The 14,702-nt window shown below is 40.5% G+C and carries 19 protein-coding genes; 6 read left to right on the top strand and 13 right to left on the bottom strand.

The features are described from left to right. Window positions 1-40: 40 nt before the first annotated feature. The 3 genes from AMD01_RS04530 to dapF all read right to left on the bottom strand — a co-directional run bounded on the left by AMD01_RS04530 (window position 41) and on the right by dapF (window position 1,771). Entirely contained in the window at window positions 41-283 is a 243-nt protein-coding gene (locus AMD01_RS04530) for a hypothetical protein (protein WP_053400221.1), read from the bottom strand. A gap of 184 nt (window positions 284-467) precedes the next feature. Next, a complete protein-coding gene (locus tag AMD01_RS04525) occupies window positions 468-833 on the bottom strand; it encodes a HesB/IscA family protein (protein WP_053400220.1) in 366 nt (121 codons plus the stop codon). An 83-nt stretch (window positions 834-916) separates the two neighbouring features. Continuing rightward, window positions 917-1,771: a diaminopimelate epimerase gene (dapF, locus tag AMD01_RS04520; RefSeq protein WP_053400219.1), complete on the bottom strand. Its 855-nt coding sequence runs from the start codon at window positions 1,769-1,771 to the stop codon at window positions 917-919. 233 nt (window positions 1,772-2,004) lie between these two features. Between dapF and AMD01_RS04515 the strand changes: the two genes are divergently transcribed. Further along, a complete protein-coding gene (locus tag AMD01_RS04515) occupies window positions 2,005-2,688 on the top strand; it encodes a DUF2225 domain-containing protein (RefSeq protein ID WP_053400269.1) in 684 nt (227 codons plus the stop codon). A 60-nt stretch (window positions 2,689-2,748) separates the two neighbouring features. Here AMD01_RS04515 and AMD01_RS04510 read toward each other — a convergent pair whose 3' ends face one another. Further along, window positions 2,749-2,988, bottom strand: a complete 240-nt coding sequence (locus AMD01_RS04510; RefSeq protein WP_053400218.1) for a YuzB family protein — start codon at window positions 2,986-2,988, stop codon at window positions 2,749-2,751. Between the two features lie 302 nt (window positions 2,989-3,290). Here AMD01_RS04510 and AMD01_RS04505 point away from each other — a divergent pair, with 302 nt between their 5' ends. Further along, a complete protein-coding gene (locus tag AMD01_RS04505) occupies window positions 3,291-4,358 on the top strand; it encodes an NAD(P)/FAD-dependent oxidoreductase (protein WP_053400217.1) in 1,068 nt (355 codons plus the stop codon). Between the two features lie 27 nt (window positions 4,359-4,385). On the opposite strand, the gene AMD01_RS04500 is transcribed toward AMD01_RS04505, so the two are convergent. Then, entirely contained in the window at window positions 4,386-4,703 is a 318-nt protein-coding gene (locus AMD01_RS04500; RefSeq protein ID WP_053400268.1) for a YuzD family protein, read from the bottom strand. A 170-nt stretch (window positions 4,704-4,873) separates the two neighbouring features. Here AMD01_RS04500 and AMD01_RS04495 point away from each other — a divergent pair, with 170 nt between their 5' ends. Next, on the top strand, window positions 4,874-5,107 hold the full coding sequence (locus AMD01_RS04495) for a NifU family protein (RefSeq protein WP_053400216.1): 234 nt from the start codon (window positions 4,874-4,876) through the stop codon (window positions 5,105-5,107). A 42-nt stretch (window positions 5,108-5,149) separates the two neighbouring features. Here AMD01_RS04495 and thrB read toward each other — a convergent pair whose 3' ends face one another. The 5 genes from thrB to yutH all read right to left on the bottom strand — a co-directional run bounded on the left by thrB (window position 5,150) and on the right by yutH (window position 10,780). Further along, window positions 5,150-6,064, bottom strand: a complete 915-nt coding sequence (gene thrB / locus AMD01_RS04490) for a homoserine kinase (RefSeq protein ID WP_053400215.1) — start codon at window positions 6,062-6,064, stop codon at window positions 5,150-5,152. Next, window positions 6,058-7,119: a threonine synthase gene (gene thrC / locus AMD01_RS04485; RefSeq protein ID WP_053400214.1), complete on the bottom strand. Its 1,062-nt coding sequence runs from the start codon at window positions 7,117-7,119 to the stop codon at window positions 6,058-6,060. Before thrC ends, thrB begins: the two co-directional genes overlap by 7 nt. After that, a complete protein-coding gene (locus AMD01_RS04480; RefSeq protein ID WP_053400213.1) occupies window positions 7,119-8,420 on the bottom strand; it encodes a homoserine dehydrogenase in 1,302 nt (433 codons plus the stop codon). The genes thrC and AMD01_RS04480 overlap by 1 nt, the downstream gene beginning before the upstream one ends. A gap of 286 nt (window positions 8,421-8,706) precedes the next feature. Continuing rightward, window positions 8,707-9,693, bottom strand: coding sequence for a 2-hydroxyacid dehydrogenase (locus AMD01_RS04475; RefSeq protein WP_053400212.1), 987 nt, complete (start codon window positions 9,691-9,693; stop codon window positions 8,707-8,709). Window positions 9,694-9,772: 79 nt separating this feature from the next. Beyond that, window positions 9,773-10,780 (bottom strand): spore coat putative kinase YutH, encoded by a 1,008-nt coding sequence (gene yutH, locus AMD01_RS04470; RefSeq protein ID WP_245638884.1) that lies wholly within the window; start codon window positions 10,778-10,780, stop codon window positions 9,773-9,775. Window positions 10,781-11,045: 265 nt separating this feature from the next. On the opposite strand from yutH, the gene AMD01_RS04465 reads away from it, so the two are divergent. Next, window positions 11,046-11,549 (top strand): phosphatidylglycerophosphatase A family protein, encoded by a 504-nt coding sequence (locus AMD01_RS04465; protein WP_053400211.1) that lies wholly within the window; start codon window positions 11,046-11,048, stop codon window positions 11,547-11,549. Window positions 11,550-11,675: 126 nt separating this feature from the next. Here the strand turns inward: AMD01_RS04465 and AMD01_RS04460 are convergent, their stop codons facing one another. Both AMD01_RS04460 and AMD01_RS04455 read right to left on the bottom strand, forming a co-directional pair. Then, window positions 11,676-12,446 carry a TIGR01457 family HAD-type hydrolase gene (locus tag AMD01_RS04460; RefSeq protein ID WP_053400210.1) on the bottom strand — a complete coding sequence of 257 codons (771 nt, stop codon included), beginning with the start codon at window positions 12,444-12,446 and terminating at the stop codon, window positions 11,676-11,678. A 193-nt stretch (window positions 12,447-12,639) separates the two neighbouring features. Continuing rightward, window positions 12,640-13,077 carry a DUF86 domain-containing protein gene (locus tag AMD01_RS04455; RefSeq protein ID WP_053400209.1) on the bottom strand — a complete coding sequence of 146 codons (438 nt, stop codon included), beginning with the start codon at window positions 13,075-13,077 and terminating at the stop codon, window positions 12,640-12,642. Between the two features lie 168 nt (window positions 13,078-13,245). Here AMD01_RS04455 and AMD01_RS04450 point away from each other — a divergent pair, with 168 nt between their 5' ends. After that, window positions 13,246-13,512: a DUF3055 domain-containing protein gene (locus tag AMD01_RS04450; RefSeq protein ID WP_053400208.1), complete on the top strand. Its 267-nt coding sequence runs from the start codon at window positions 13,246-13,248 to the stop codon at window positions 13,510-13,512. 51 nt (window positions 13,513-13,563) lie between these two features. Here AMD01_RS04450 and AMD01_RS04445 read toward each other — a convergent pair whose 3' ends face one another. Further along, window positions 13,564-13,839, bottom strand: a complete 276-nt coding sequence (locus AMD01_RS04445; RefSeq protein WP_053400207.1) for a YutD family protein — start codon at window positions 13,837-13,839, stop codon at window positions 13,564-13,566. Window positions 13,840-13,956: 117 nt separating this feature from the next. Here AMD01_RS04445 and AMD01_RS04440 point away from each other — a divergent pair, with 117 nt between their 5' ends. Beyond that, window positions 13,957-14,583, top strand: a complete 627-nt coding sequence (locus AMD01_RS04440) for a YhcN/YlaJ family sporulation lipoprotein (protein ID WP_053400206.1) — start codon at window positions 13,957-13,959, stop codon at window positions 14,581-14,583. Window positions 14,584-14,702 lie beyond the last annotated feature (119 nt).

Here is a 14,702-nt window from a genome sequence, read left to right as displayed (position 1 = left end):
AAGTGTTGGTCAAGAGATTCTCAACCAACACCCTTCATCACTAGTAGATTTTCGTGCTGCTTTTTTCTGTCGTATCGTCTAGTAAACCAATAAACGTTCCTAGAACGAAAATAGTCATTGAGGCACATAAGAAACCAAAACTACCAATAAAAAAATAGTTCATAGATGAGGAAGCGCTTACAAATAAACCGGCAATAAATAATATAACAGAGATTACAAACTTCACTTTTGCCATTCTCTTGCACATTTTTGTTATCCCGTTTCGTGGCTTGTAAGGTGCCATACCTTTCATCCTCCTTTTGTGTCTATCCCCTACAAAAATTGTAACACAATATTCAAAATTTTCAATACTTTATCTATTGACTTTTCAAAAAGTTTGTACTTTATTGTATGCGTGTATTCATAAAAGATGAAAAATGATAAATAAAAAAAGAACCTCTCCAACTTTCATTGGAGAGGTTCGGATGTTAGCACTCTTCAGGTTTACCTGCGTTTGACGCTGTACGGAAAGAAGAACCGCAGCCACATGATGCAATGGCATTTGGATTCTCGATTGTAAAGCCGCCTCCAAGCATTGATTGCTTGTAATCGATTTGCACGCCTTTTACAATTAACGAGCTTTCTTTATCGATAAGAATTTTTAGACCTTGTTGTTCTAAAATAACGTCATCTTCTTTTACCTCGTGATCAAATCCCATTCCGTATGAAAGGCCACTGCACCCTCCACCTTGGACACCAAATCGAAGGTATGCACCTTCTTCTTCATTTTGTTTCATCATATCTTTTATTTGAAAGCCTGCAGCTTCTGTTATGTGAATTAATTGTTCACTCATCGTTTCTCCTCCTTTACTTGAATCAGATTCAAACTCTTACCTAAATTATATATTTCCTTGACTATAGAAACAAATAGTCTGTTTTAATAATAATACTCTCCTGTACAAATTACTTCTGCAGGACCTTTCATTAATACGCGTCCTTCTGTCGTCCACGTAATCTCTAAATCTCCGCCTGCTAGATGAACCGTTGTTGGCACGTTGCGTTTCGTACGATTATTTAACACAGAAGCTACCACAGCGGCACAAGCGCCTGTTCCGCATGCCTGAGTAATTCCTGATCCTCGCTCCCAAACGCGGAAGTGCAGCTCGTGTTCATTCACTACTTCAACGAACTCGACGTTTACGCCTTCTGGAAAGCGCGCGTCCTTCTCAACGATCGGACCAAGCGTTGTAAGCGGGGCTTCTTCAATGTCATTCAAGTAAAAAATGACGTGTGGATTCCCCATTGAGACGGTCGTGATTTCATATTCTTCCCCGCCAAATATAGCTTTTTCTGCTACGACCTGGGACGTATCGTCACCTGTCATTGGAATTTGTGATCGCTGTAATCGTGGTTCCCCCATATCGACCGTTACTTCAGTTACAATCCCGTCTTCTACTACTACCTTTGCATCTACGACACCTGAGAGTGTTTCAATCTGAAATTCCGTTTCTTCTACTATCTTATGTTCATATGCATACTTCGCTACGCATCGCAAACCGTTTCCGCAGTTCTTTCCTTCAGAACCATCGTTATTAAAAATACGCATTTTCACTGGCGCGATGTCTGATGGACAAATAAGAATTAAACCATCTGATCCAATTCCGGTATAAACATTTGAGACGTTCACAGCCACATTAGGTAGCTGTGCTTCTTCGATTCGTTCTTCAAACATGTTGACATATATATAGTTATTTCCTAATCCATGCATCTTTGTAAATTGAAAACTTTTCATCGCTGCCTCCACTTATTTTTTCTTGTGTCTAGTATAAAGATATCTAAAAAAGAGCACAATAAGAACATCCCCCGTTTTTGGCTTCTTCATTAGTAATCTAATGGAGAAGCTTTTATTATTTATGCCTTTACACCTAGCAACAACTAGTTCTTTTGGATTATAATGAAGTATACAAGTATGTTTCGAATACAGCTTATCATTACAACAAAAGAGGAGGGCTAGACGTGAAAGGAATGTACGACAAGCGGATGGAGTGTCCCATTTGTATGTCCCCGTATCAAACGAAAAAGATCTTATCTAGGTTTGTTAGGGTCGCATCACTAGACACCGACTTCTACAGCGTATACGAAAACACTCATTTAAACCCACTATTTTATCACGTGAATACATGCCCCAACTGCGGCTATTCACATACAGAAGATTTTTCCCCTTATTTCCCACCTAATGCAAAAGAACAGATCGTTCAACAGGTGTGCCAGCTTTGGACACATCAGGACTACGGAAATGAACGCTCTGCTTTAAAAGCGATCAATGCCTATAAGCTAGCACTTTATTGTGCTCTATTAAAAAAAGAGAAACACGTCACGATAGCTGGTCTATTATTGCGCATTGCGTGGCTACATCGTCTTGAACAACAGGAAGAGGAAGAAAAACGTTTTTTACTTTATTCTCTCAATGAGTATAAGCTTTCCTATGAAACCGATGATTTTCAATCTTCTAAAATGACCCTTACAAAGGTCTTATATTTAATTGGAGAATTGAACCGGCGCGTTGGACAGGAACATGAGGCAGCCTATTACTTTTCACAAATTATTCAGCGTCATGCCAAAGCAGGAGATCCACAAACCATTGAAATGGCCCGTGATCGCTATCAAGAAATTCGCGAAAAACAAAAACAAGAAGCAGAGGTTATTTAGATAAAACGAGCGGTAGGACACGTCCTACCGCTCATTTTGTCTGTATGCAAAAGACATCTATTAAAACATTGGATTTTCTTCTAAATAAGCATATACATTTTGAACTAACTCGTCTGATGTTGCACCTGTGACAATTTCACCGTTTACCAGTGCATATGGAGACTGAGCACATTTTCCACAATACCCCAGACAGCCGTATTCAATAATGTCTAAATCGTAATCCTTTTCAAGCTGTTCCATCGCTTTTTGGGCGCCGCTAGCTAGATTACTTATACAAAATTCTATGATTGGCTTAATCACTTTTGCTCACCTCTCTATTACTTGTAAATCTACAATTTTTTTGATTCATCGTCAACTTTTGACGTTTTCTATTCCCACTTTTTTCTATGCAGCAACGCTTTAAGTGAAAAATAATCACTTTCAGAAAAGCGTTAAAAGTAAAAAAACCATCGTGCAATAGGTTGTTATTTTTTCATTATTTAGTTATACTTTTATGTGAATAAACGCAATTATTGTGACACAAAAATATTATCGCAGTAAAATATGTTGCATCAATACATAGCTATTTCACAAACTTGTTTTTGCAAAAAGGGGAAATTTTTATGAAAAATCTTGTGATTTTAGGTGGCGGATACGGCGGTATGCGCATGTTGCATCGCTTTTTACCAAATCATCTGCCAAATGATGTTCAAATTACTCTCATTGATAAAGCACCATATCACTCATTAAAAACTGAGTTCTACGCGCTAGCAGCTGGTACCATTTCGGATAACCATATACGCGTAGCCTTTCCTGAAGATCCTCGTTTAACCATTAAGCACGGTCTAGTTGAAAAAATTGATTTAGATTCAAAAGCAGTTCTTATGCAAGACGGGTCAACTGTTCCTTATGATGACCTTGTAATCGGCTTAGGATGCGAAGACAAATATCATAACGTACCGGGCGCTCCTGAGTTTACTTATAGCATTCAGTCAATCGATGCTTCACGCAAAACCTATCAAATGATTAATAACCTTCCTCATCACGCGATCGTGTCAATCGTTGGTGCAGGGTTAAGTGGTGTCGAGCTTGCAAGTGAAGTCAAAGAAAGCCGACCAGACTTAAAAATTAAGCTGTTTGACCGCGGTAAATTTATCTTATCAGCTTTCCCAGAACGTTTAAGTAAATACGTTCAAGGATGGTTTACTTCTCATGGAGTGGAAATCATCAATAAAGCAAATATTACTAGAGTAGAAGAAAACGTTCTATATAACAATGACGAAGCGATTCACAGCGATGTAATCGTATGGACTGCTGGTATTCAGCCTAGTCGAGTAGTACGAGAATTAGACGTTGAAAAAGATCCTCAGGGACGTGTTGTACTTACGAAACATCACAACCTTCCAACAGACGAGCATGTATATGTTGTTGGGGATTGCGCAAGTCTTCCGCACGCACCTAGCGCACAGCTAGCAGAAGGACAGGCAGAACAAATCGTCCAGATGCTCCAAAAACGCTGGAACAATGAGCCTCTTCCAGACGAGCTTCCAACAATTAAATTAAAAGGCGTATTGGGCTCACTCGGTAAAAAACATGGCTTCGGTTTAGTAAACGACCGCGCCATTACAGGACGAGTTGCTCGCCTCCTAAAATCAGGAATTCTTTGGATGTACAAGTATCATAACGGATAATAGCACCGCTTTTGCGGTGCTATTGTTTTAGTTTGCTAGATAGCCATGCTTCTCCATTTCAGAATAAATATCCTTTAGGCGAGGGCTTCCCTCACCGATAATTTCCCCTTTAATCACAATCACAGGGAAAAATAAGTCTTCTTCAATTACTCGAGCAGCAAATGCTTTTTTCTCTTCGTCATCCGCTGGTGGAGAATAAATATCGATATAGGTTAATGTAAAAGGCTGTGATGGGTATTTGCGCCCCACTGCTGCTTCAATCCATTCATATGTATCTTTTGAAGATGGCATATTAACACAGCTCGCACAAATAATCTCCGCACCATACACGCAAATTTCAACCATTTCTCTTCCCACATTCTCTCTCCCCTTTGCTTTATTGTTCTCCTTATATTTTACACAATAAAGAATATTTGAACATCTTTTGAATTCAGGTTAACATTACCGTGTGTTCTTGAATAGATTTTTTTAGTAAGACCGTTTATAATGAGAGACAAGGAAAGGAGTCGATATGTATGGAAGCAGAAATGAAAGAACAAGTCCAAGAAGTATTAGATAAATTGCGTCCCTTCTTACTACGTGATGGTGGGGATTGTGAATTAGTAGACGTGGAGGATGGCATCGTTAAGCTACGCCTTTTAGGTGCTTGCGGTAGCTGCCCAAGTTCTACAATCACACTAAAAGCAGGTATTGAACGTGCACTATTAGAAGAAGTTCCTGGCGTTATAGAAGTTGAACAAGTATTCTAATAACCCAAAAGAGGCGTCCTCCGGAAGGAGAACGCCTCTTTTTTATCTCATAACAGAGTGATGCTTTATACGTACTCCCTCTGTGTCTGCTTTTACATGGCGAACTTCACAATGAGGGACAAGCGCCTTCAATGAATGAACGAGCTTTTCGGCCTCGTTTGATTTCACAAAACACAAGATGCTCGGACCAGCACCGCTTAGGGCGGTTCCGAATGCCCCACTCTCTTTGGCTGCGTTTCGCACAACAGCCAGTTCTTTTACAAGTGATGAGCGATAAGGCTCATGAAATAAATCTTTTTCCATGACTTCTCCAACTAATGACCAATTGTTTGTAAATAACGCTGCCACTAGCGTATTACTCACCGCACTCGCTTCAACTGCACGCTTGTACGCTAGCTGCTCGGGGAGAACATTTCTTGCATACGTCGTTTTCAGCTCGTACGGCGGAATGACCATCACGGTATCCACCTCTACGTCTTTTATATGAACCGTATACGTTTCGTCCTCATGATGATAACCAATTAAAATGCCACCATACACAGCAGGACCCACATTGTCTGGATGTCCTTCCATTACGCTCCCAATTCGGACCTTGTCCTTTTTCGTGAGCTGTAAATCACCTAATACGTTTGCAATTTCGATACCTGCGACAATTGCAGAAGCACTGCTTCCTAATCCTCGTGCTAACGGAATATTGCTTGTCATCGTAACCTTTACAGGCGGAAGCGTTACGTTACGATCTGCTGCCACCTGCTGAGCTACTTCGTAAATTAAGTTATCTTTTCCTTCTGGAATTCCTTCTAAGTTCGGAGAGGCAGCAATAAAACGCCACTCGCTGCATTCCTCCACTTCTAACGTCAAGTAGCAGGAGAGCGCCATACCAACAGAGTCGAAGCCCGGACCTAGATTAGCAGAGCTTGCCGGAACAATAATGGTAAAGCGGCGATTTCCTAACATGACGCCATCACACCTTCAATGTGCTCAAACACTGCTTTTTCTTCATTTGGTAATACAACAGGCTTGAAATGACTTGAGTCGATGGCCGTATTTGGATCTTTTAGTCCGTTTCCGGTTAAAACGGCAACTACCGTGGAGCCAGGGATAATTTCTCCAGATTCCAGCTGTTTGATCACACCCGCTAGTGATGCACATGAAGCAGGCTCTGCAAATACACCTTCTGTACTCGCAAGTAAATGATACGCTTTTAAGATTTCTTCATCTGTTACTTCGTCAATCTTTCCGTTTGAGGAGTCTGCTGCGTCCACGGCATATTGCCAGCTTGCTGGATTACCAATCCGAATAGCTGTCGCAATCGTTTCAGGATTTGGAATAACCTCATTGCGTACAATGGCAGCGGCACCTTCCGCTTCAAACCCTCTCATTTGCGGAAGACCTGTTTCTTTTTTCTCGTTATACTCCTTAAATCCTTTCCAATAAGCTGTAATGTTTCCGGCGTTTCCGACTGGAATTGCCAGAACATCAGGTGCTTTCCCTAATTGATCACAGATTTCAAACGCAGCCGTTTTTTGCCCTTCAATTCGATACGGATTGACTGAATTAACAAGTGTTAAAGGAGAAGATTCACTAAGCTTACGTACCATGGCAAGCGCTTCATCAAAATTGCCTTCAATCGCTATAATTTCTGCTCCGTACATAACCGCTTGAGCAAGCTTACCCATCGCAATTTTCCCGTCCGGAATCACAATAATACAGCGCATTCCAGCACGTGCCGCATAAGCTGCCGCTGCGGCTGATGTATTCCCTGTTGAAGCACAAATTACAGTTTTACTCCCCTCTTCTTTTGCCTTCGCTACCGCCATCACCATTCCTCTGTCTTTAAAGGAACCGGTTGGATTCGCACCTTCAACTTTGACGTGAAGATTAATTCCAAACTGCTTTGAAAGCTCTTCTAAATGAATGAGGGGCGTATTTCCCTCATGTAGCGTTAGCCTTGGTGTACGTTCGTTTACCGGTAAAAACTCTTTGTATTCTTGTAGTAATCCTTTCCACATTAGGCAAGTGCCTCCCCTTCTACGCGGTAGCTGCTCTTGATGCTATCTAAAATCTTTAGTCCTCGTAGTTCTTCCATAATTGTTTCGTAATCTTTTAATGACGCCTGATGTGTAACAACAACAATTTCTGCTAAGTCACTATTTTTGACCGGAAGCTGGATAATCTTCTCGAAGCTCACGCCGTAATTAGAGAATAGCGTTGTAAGGTCAGCAAAGGCTCCTACTTGATCTTTTACGTGGATGCGCAAGAAATACTTAGAGAACATTTTATCTTCGTTTTTGAGCTGTTTTGGAAACTGTGGGGCTACTGCGCTTTTTCCGTTTACGCCTAAACGCATGTTCTTCATCACACCAACTAAGTCAGACACAACGGCCGTAGCAGTCGGAAGACTACCTGCACCCGGGCCATAAAACATCGTTTCCCCTACTGCTTCACCGTACACATACACAGCATTGTATTCATCGTTAACAGCTGCAAGCGGATGCGTATCTGCAAGAAGTGTCGGCTGAACGCTCACCTCTACCTCTTCCCCATCACGATGGGCATACCCAATCAGTTTCATCGTGTAGCCAAGCTGCTTGCTATAGCGTAAATCTTCTTCTGTTACGGAAGAAATTCCTTTTACACGCACATCATCTAAATCGATTTTCATCGAAAAGCCTAGCGTTGATAAGATCGTCATTTTACGAGCTGCGTCTAGTCCTTCTACATCGGCTGTTGGATCAGATTCCGCATAGCCAAGCTCTTGTGCTTCTGCTAAGACATTATCGTAAGCGCGTCCTTCTTTGCTCATTTTCGTTAAAATAAAGTTTGTTGTACCGTTCACAATGCCCATCATTTTTGTAATGCGATCTGAAGAGAGCCCTTCTACTAAGCCGCGTAAAATAGGAATGCCCCCTGCTACACTCGCTTCGTAAAACAAATCACAGTTGCTTTCAGAGGCAACCGTTAATAATTCCGATCCGTATAGAGCCATCAAATCTTTATTGGCCGTTACCACATGCTTGTTATTGCGAAGAGCCGTTAAAACGTAATCACGGGTTTCTTCAATTCCTCCCATTACTTCAATCACCACATCGATCTCTGGATCATGAAGAATTTCTTCTACATTTTTCGTTAGCTTTGTAGCATCGACTTCCACATTTCGTTCCTTTTCCAAATCATTCACTAAGATACGCTTTACCTCGACGGGACATCCGACTTGATGCATTAATTTGTCCTGGTGATTCTCAATAATTTTTACGACGCCGCTTCCCACTGTTCCAAGACCTAACAACCCAATTGATATTTTTTTTACCATTTTCTTCACCTCTATGTATCGTATGTTGGATTTGTATTCCCTGTATAGACATTTGTTCTTTTATAAAGGACATTATAGAGACTATTCTGATTTTTTACAACCCTAAAAATAGAAACTTTAAAATGAAAGCGTTACCTAATTTATTGGATGGATAATTTTAAAGATTTTGACTTTTTATCATAGTAACACTTGTGTACGAAGGAGAAAACCTTCTTTTTTATATTTGTATTTACAAGTTAGTATATAAAGAGAAGAACTCTCCGCCCAAACGAAGAGTTCTTCTCTTTTATATATGCTGAACGACTGAACGATTAACAATCGTAGCAGGCGTGTTTCCTTTTAAGACACGCTTAATATTTTCTACGCAAAGCTCGACCATGGCTGTACGTGTTTCAATACTTGAACTTCCAATATGCGGAAGCGCGATGATATGAGGATGTGTAAGTAACGGATCATTTGCGGCAATTGGCTCTTGTCGGAAAACGTCTAGTCCAGCAGCTGCTATTTCTCCTTCTTGTATCGCCTTTAGAAGTGCTTTTTCATCCACAACCGCACCCCGTGAGGCATTCACAAAAACAGCGGTTGATTTCATCTTACGAAACGCTTCTTCGTTAAAAAGATTCATGGTTTCCGCTGTTAACGGTGTGAGGCAGACAATAAAATCAGCTTTGGTAATCAGCTCGTCAAATGATGCGTACATCGCACCAAGTTCGCGCTCTGCTTTTTCATCACGTGAACGGTTATGATATAAAATCGTCATGTCAAATCCAGTTGCTCTTTTAGCTACGGTACGTCCAATGTTCCCCATGCCTACAATTCCAATCGTTTTATGGTGAACATCCCGACCTGCAAGTAGGTACGGACTCCATCCTTTCCACTGATCGTTCTTAATGTACTCAGCGGCTTCAACGAGGCGTCTCGCAGCCAATAGTAGCAGCGAAAAGGTCAAATCTGCCGTTGTATCAGATAACACATCGGGTGTATTGGAAACGATAATTCCCTGCTTTGTTGCCGCTTCTACATCAATGTTGTCATAACCAACCGCTAAGTTTGCCACAATTTTTAGTTGAGAAGCTTCCTCCAAAAGCGCCCGATCGATCCGGTCTGAGAGCATTGTCAAAAGGGCCGTTGCTTTTCGTGACTTTTCTTTTAACACTTCATAAGGAACTGGTTTTTCCTCTTTACCCCACATCTCCACGTTTGCTATTTCTTCTAGTGGGGCAATTAGTTTCTTTGGTAGTTGACGTGTAATATAAACAAATGGCTTTTCCATCTCTCCACCTCATTATCTAAATAGTCGGTTATCTCTATTCTACCATACTATTTAGGACGCTTAGCGAAGAGCGAACCTTCTATAACCACTCTAACTCAGGAATACTGTACTTGGCTGCTGGGATTCCCATTGTGGCATAAAACTCCTTTAAAAATAGCTGATAGTTGGCCGCTTCTTCAACGATCGACTCTAAGCGTTTAAACGCCTTATATTTGCGATCTTCATCTCCAGTACTGTAATATCTCTCAACTGTCTCAAAATAGTGTACAGGGAAAAGGAGACGAGCATACAGTAGCCTCCATGAAAAGGATGAGAGCGGCGTTACTTTTTCATACTCGCTTAAAAACGCGTGAATTTTACGAATGGCTTCAGGCTGTTCGTTTTCGAGATAGAGATATCGAATGTATTCACTTAAGTCTCTACTTGGATGATCAAATACCCAATCAAATGGAAGCTTGTAGTAATAGGATTCTCCCCACGTGTCTGGTATGAACCGATGGTGACAAACAGTTGCTGTATCAATTGCTCGAGGGAGATCATCAATTTCTGTATCTACTAAGTATTGCATCGCATTTTCAGTTAAACCTAAGTAATACGGAAAAGATTCAATAAATTTTCGTTCCATATCGTGATTCGGAAGCTCCTGAAGCTTTCCACGCCAAAAGTTCTCCATCTGATTGAGCCGTTTTTCCCATAGATCTTTCCACTGACCGATTCGAGTTATCTTTTCCACTTGAAACGGCAGCATTTTACCACGCTGATGAAAATAAGCAAGTTCTCTTCCTACATTAAAAGCATCTTCTTTGCGTTCATATAGAGCATTTCGACAAATAATTAGTTTCGTCTCTTCTACCTTGGTTAGGACGCTTCCTGATAAATTAGGCATAAAGGTCGCCACTTGACGGTCTCCTTGTCCCATTAAATGCTGACTAATTTGGTGCATTTCTGTTAGCTCATCCTCGTCCATGCCGGTGACGTCAACGACCGTGTGAAGAATGTTACGATAAAAAAACGTTTTATAGGGACCCGCATCAATTAATTCTCCAGGTTGTAAGCCATAATATTGTTGAATCGCTTCGTTTATCATGTTCTTCACTCCTTACTACTACAAATATATGTAGAAGGAAACAATTACTTGTCATAATCTTTGCCAATTGATGAATAAAGTAAGACTACACCTTTTCTTTTCAAACGAATGAATCTGCTTTATAAAATCCTTCTCTCTCCGCTATTTCAAGTTAAGGAGTGGTACTCTTTTTACACGTCTATGGCGATTCCGTAAATTGGGACAAAGAAGTGATCTGATGAACCAATGCCTGTACCAAAATTTATATAGAAACTAGGTGAAAGTAATGGAAAAAGACCACAAAATGAGTCAGCTAGAAATAAAAGCACGAGAATGGTTAAAGGAACGCGGTGTGAATATTGAAGACATTGCAGACCTTGTGTTCTACCTTCAGGAAAAATATCATCCAAACTTAGATCTTGAGGAATGTCGTGCGAACGTGGAGCGTGTAATTGCAAAACGAGAAGTGCAAAATGCGATCCTGACAGGTATTCAGCTAGATGTTTTAGCAGAGAAAAAAATGCTTGAAGAGCCGCTTCAAGACATCTTGGCAAAAGATGAAAGCTTGTACGGAATCGATGAAATTCTTGCTCTGTCTATCGTTAACGTATACGGCTCAATCGGATTCACCAATTATGGATACATCGACAAACAAAAGCCTGGCATTTTACAATACCTAAATGATAAATCGACTGGCCAATGTCATACCTTTTTAGATGATATCGTTGGGGCGATTGCTGCTGCCGCATCAAGCAGACTCGCGCACCGTGCCGCACACCAAGATTCTTAATATAAAAAATCCACTGAGCATTCGTAATTGCTCTTATGTAAAAATCCGTTTTAAAAGATAATCGTTAGGTGTACTACAAAAAAGGACCTGTGCTTCATTCGCACAAGTCCTTTTCTTATTCTCAATTTAAATGTTGGGAATCCACTCTTCAAGGGAATGAACCGTATGCGTTGGCTGTTTGTCATATCCCTTTAGAAGCTCAGGTGTCGTTACGCCTGTATGAACGAGCATCGTATCGATTCCGGCATTCATCCCCGCCATAATATCAGTATCATAATAATCACCGATCATGACCGTTTCCTCTTTTGGTGTTCCTAATACTTTTAGCGCTTGCTCCATAATGATCTTTTCCGGTTTACCAATGAAGATTGGTTCTGTCTGTGTTGACACGGTAATAACCGATGTTAAAGATCCGTTCCCTGGTAACAAACCGCGTTCTGTTGGAATCGCAATATCACCGTTTGTTGAAACAAACGTAGCACCGTTACGTACAGCTAGACATGCAGTCGCAAATTTTTCATAGCTAATGCTTCGATCAATTCCTACCACAACAAAGTCAGGGTGCTCTTCTTGAAGCGTGAAGCCTTTTTCTTCTAACGTTGTGCGAATTCCTTCCTCACCAATCACGTATGCTGTACCGTTTGGCTTGCGTTCATGAAGGAAGTTAGCCGTCGCTTGACTTGTTGTAAATACTTGCTTTTCTGTAGCTGGAATTCCAAAGCTCATTAATTTATCAGCTACCTGCTCTGGTGTACGAGACGAGTTATTTGTGACAAACAGGTATGGAACTCCCTGCTCTTTTAGTGCCACAACAAAATCTTTTGCTTCTTTAATAAGTTCTGTTCCCATGTACATCGTACCGTCTAGATCTAATAAATATCCTTTGTACTTTTTCACGTTTGTTTCCTCCTCAAATCACTAAAAAACGACTCGTAAAAGGATATTCCCTCTTAAGAGCCGCTTAGTAGGCTTATATTTAATTAAGAGATATGTCCTTTGATACATTCTTATCATGTACCACAAAAGCATATCTTATTTTACCTATAAATACAAACAATGCTGTCTCTCATCGCCCATTCGCACACATCAATTAGCTTTTAAAAGCTGAAACAGGACCAAGCTCATTTTCTAAATAAGCTCGCACATTTACAGGAAAAGCGCTGATCACATGGATATTCTTTTTTAGCACCTCTTCTAGTACGCTGTGATCAACCTCTGTATAATCTTGAACGAGTTGTTTGCGCAGGAAAATCACTTCTTTTAGCTGATTTCCTTCCTCATTTGATACGACTTTCTCATCCATCATAATATCAATAATGTCCTCATAGCTCCCTGGATCGCGCATAATGAATCCATCAATCATGGCATTTCCAACGTCTAAAATAGCATCAATGGCAATGTGACCGATACGCTCTAATGCTCGAATCTCAATTGGCGTCGTCCATCTCTTTTGCTCATTAAATAATTGAATGGTTGCTTCTAGAAATTGTAGTCGTTCTTCAATTTTATCTCGGTCCACAAAATACATGCTGCTTCCCCCTCTGAATAAGTCCCTATTGTATGTACATGTATAGTCTTTCTTTAGTATAGCACAAATGTAAACGCTCTAAAAATGAATCTCTTCTAAAGAAGATAGTCGTTTTCGTTTTGTTTTTCTTTTGATATGATTAAAAAAACAAGTATGGGAGAGGTAGACATGAGTGAACGATTTTTTCTGTACGACGATACGGTAGATACGAAAACAAGATTTGTCAGCTTCGTTGGCGAACATCAGCGTTTTGATTTAGCCATCATTCAAACAGATCGCTATTATGGAAAGCAGCTGGTCTTAGATATTCAAGGTGGGCGCTTTGCCATTATCGGAACAGATGACCTTGATGAGCCTGGCTATCTAGAACACGTCTACAAGCTGGATGAAGGCGATGCTCAAGAGCTTCGTGAATTTTTATATGAATTAATCTAAGTAAAAAAAGGGCAAAGTGAAGGACGAAACGTCTTTCTCTTTGACCCTTTTTTATTTTGCCACTTTGCGTAAAACGAAATAGGCACATCCGAAATTGCAATATTCCTGTATGTAGTCGTTTAATGTGCTAATTTTTGTATCATACGTTGCTTTTTGATTTTGGTCGTCGAAAAAACCTCTTAGGCGAAGCTGATTATATCCCCAGTCACCGACGAGATAATCGTATCGATTCAACAAATCCACGTATCGCCCTAAAAACGCCTCTTCATTAAACCCTTCTCGGTACTCTTTTACGATCTCATAGCACGTGTTATTTACACAAATCATCTTTTCACCTCATTTTTCCTTTTTATTACCTTTTATTATATAGTCGAAAACCATCAATTAACATGAGAAATTCATGTATTTTGCCACATCCTATGTAATATAAGGAGGTATTGACGGATGAATAAACACTTTCTATTTGCTTGTACTACTATAGCTATTATAACGGTTAGCGGCTGTCAATCCAATACAGAGAATCAAGATGAAGCACTCTATGAGGAAAATGGCGAAACGCTAAACGTATCGGATCGCAATGATTTGTATAACACGACTAAAAAAGATCAGCAGGATTATGGGTATGTGCGTCATACAAAAAACGCGGATCACGACGAATCCAATATGAACAAAGGAATGATTTCGATTAATCGAGAAAAAGTAGCAGACTCGATCAGTCGTATGGCTACTTCCATTCCAAATATTCATGATGCTGCGACCCTTGTCACAGATGACGAGGTGCTCATTGCCTACAAGACAGACAATCCGAATCGAAATAAAGCCGCGGATCAAGTGAAACGCACCGCAATGTCTGTCGTTCCCCGCTACTATCACGTCTATGTATCCGATAATCCGGAACATATTAAGGACGTAGAAAGATTTAGTACGCTTGATACAAAAGATGAAAACACACAAACTTCTCTACAGCAAACCATTCGATCTATGTTGAAGTCTCCACAAGGGAACCGAATGAGTACCGGCGAGGATGCCAACGGCCATACAAAAGGGTCTCCAAATGGTGACATGGAATAAGCACGCTTCACAACCTCAGTAATCAGCTCTTGTTATAGGAAAAGGAGGCTGGGACATAACTAGCCAAAAATAACGAAAAAAGGGTTCACGTCATCGGAATATGATGATGTGAACCCTTT

The organism is Priestia koreensis, assembly GCF_001274935.1.
Lineage (GTDB): Bacteria > Bacillota > Bacilli > Bacillales > Bacillaceae_H > Bacillus_AG > Bacillus_AG koreensis.
Note: the sequence above shows the minus strand (reverse complement) of the source record. Positions and strands in the feature narration are given on the sequence as shown.

Coding starts and splice junctions, on each gene's coding strand:
- AMD01_RS04530 (WP_053400221.1), bottom strand. CDS start 283: ATGGCACCTTACAAGCCACGAAACGGGATAACAAAAATGTGCAAGAGA.
- AMD01_RS04525 (WP_053400220.1), bottom strand. CDS start 833: ATGAGTGAACAATTAATTCACATAACAGAAGCTGCAGGCTTTCAAATA.
- dapF (WP_053400219.1), bottom strand. CDS start 1,771: ATGAAAAGTTTTCAATTTACAAAGATGCATGGATTAGGAAATAACTAT.
- AMD01_RS04515 (WP_053400269.1), top strand. CDS start 2,005: ATGTACGACAAGCGGATGGAGTGTCCCATTTGTATGTCCCCGTATCAA.
- AMD01_RS04505 (WP_053400217.1), top strand. CDS start 3,291: ATGAAAAATCTTGTGATTTTAGGTGGCGGATACGGCGGTATGCGCATG.
- AMD01_RS04500 (WP_053400268.1), bottom strand. CDS start 4,703: ATGGTTGAAATTTGCGTGTATGGTGCGGAGATTATTTGTGCGAGCTGT.
- AMD01_RS04495 (WP_053400216.1), top strand. CDS start 4,874: ATGGAAGCAGAAATGAAAGAACAAGTCCAAGAAGTATTAGATAAATTG.
- thrB (WP_053400215.1), bottom strand. CDS start 6,064: ATGTTAGGAAATCGCCGCTTTACCATTATTGTTCCGGCAAGCTCTGCT.
- thrC (WP_053400214.1), bottom strand. CDS start 7,119: ATGTGGAAAGGATTACTACAAGAATACAAAGAGTTTTTACCGGTAAAC.
- AMD01_RS04480 (WP_053400213.1), bottom strand. CDS start 8,420: ATGGTAAAAAAAATATCAATTGGGTTGTTAGGTCTTGGAACAGTGGGA.
- AMD01_RS04475 (WP_053400212.1), bottom strand. CDS start 9,693: ATGGAAAAGCCATTTGTTTATATTACACGTCAACTACCAAAGAAACTA.
- yutH (WP_245638884.1), bottom strand. CDS start 10,780: ATGATAAACGAAGCGATTCAACAATATTATGGCTTACAACCTGGAGAA.
- AMD01_RS04465 (WP_053400211.1), top strand. CDS start 11,046: ATGGAAAAAGACCACAAAATGAGTCAGCTAGAAATAAAAGCACGAGAA.
- AMD01_RS04455 (WP_053400209.1), bottom strand. CDS start 13,077: ATGTATTTTGTGGACCGAGATAAAATTGAAGAACGACTACAATTTCTA.
- AMD01_RS04450 (WP_053400208.1), top strand. CDS start 13,246: ATGAGTGAACGATTTTTTCTGTACGACGATACGGTAGATACGAAAACA.
- AMD01_RS04445 (WP_053400207.1), bottom strand. CDS start 13,839: ATGATTTGTGTAAATAACACGTGCTATGAGATCGTAAAAGAGTACCGA.
- AMD01_RS04440 (WP_053400206.1), top strand. CDS start 13,957: ATGAATAAACACTTTCTATTTGCTTGTACTACTATAGCTATTATAACG.